The organism is Domibacillus sp. A3M-37 (assembly GCF_024213455.1).
GTDB lineage: Bacteria > Bacillota > Bacilli > Bacillales > Domibacillaceae > Domibacillus > Domibacillus tundrae.
The window spans coordinates 1-774 of the sequence record NZ_JANAVL010000073.1 but is presented as its reverse complement, the minus strand read 5'-3'; the positions used below and the strand labels follow the sequence as shown (position 1 = coordinate 774).

The window sequence follows — 774 nt, the reverse complement described above, 5'->3', positions numbered from 1 at the left end:
TTTTTGTAAATGCAGCTTGCCGGTTTTTCTCGTAAGGTTTCAGCAAAAGCGATTGCCAATTCGGTTTCTCCCGCTACATGGATTTCTACCCAACCTCTTTCTTTCTTTAATCGTTCTACGTTTGTCCCCATGCTTTTAAAGAACCTTTGCAAGTTTTCTTTAAGCCGGGACTCTAAAAAGTCTACTTTACTACTCCCAATTACATGTCGACCACCGGGATCCATGTCCTTCTTTTTTCCCCACTCTTCAAGGTTAGGGTCGAAGCTGTAAGAAAAATCTTCTTTGACCAATCCCATTACAGTATCCAATATTCGAACTTCCCCGAAGCTTGGTAAAATGATTCCTGCTTCTGGATAGGCTTTGTGCATGTATTCCAATTGTTCTAACACCGGATGATCTTCCCAATGAAAGCTTGATTTAACAGGGACTTGCACATAGTGAACCGACCATAATTCTGGAGTCTCTGAAGCGAAAATAACGACTCCTTTGCGCAAATCATCCTTATTATCATCGATTTCTTTTAATACTTTTTTCTTAATTTCTTTAAACAATTTTAATTCATTTTCATTTTTTGAATCTGTTAAATACTTATCTAAATCCTTTAAGCCGTTCTTTAAATGAATTTCCCATGCACCGTTTGGCTGGTCTGGATCAGCTGGGTTGGTGTTTAAATAAACACTCAATACGCCGCGTTCACCACTGTGATATTCTTTTAAGGTCTGGAGTTCTTTGTTTAGAGTCATAAATTTATTTTACCTCCTCAAATTTCTTTAC

1 protein-coding gene is annotated in these 774 nt (G+C 37.7%); it reads right to left on the bottom strand.

Features of this window, described 5'->3' with window-relative positions; all coding sequences use genetic code 11:
* Nucleotides 1–743: VLRF1 family aeRF1-type release factor (locus tag NLX67_RS22605; protein ID WP_254313638.1), on the bottom strand; the 743-nt coding region annotated here is incomplete at its 3' end.
* Nucleotides 744–774: the final 31 nt, after the last annotated feature.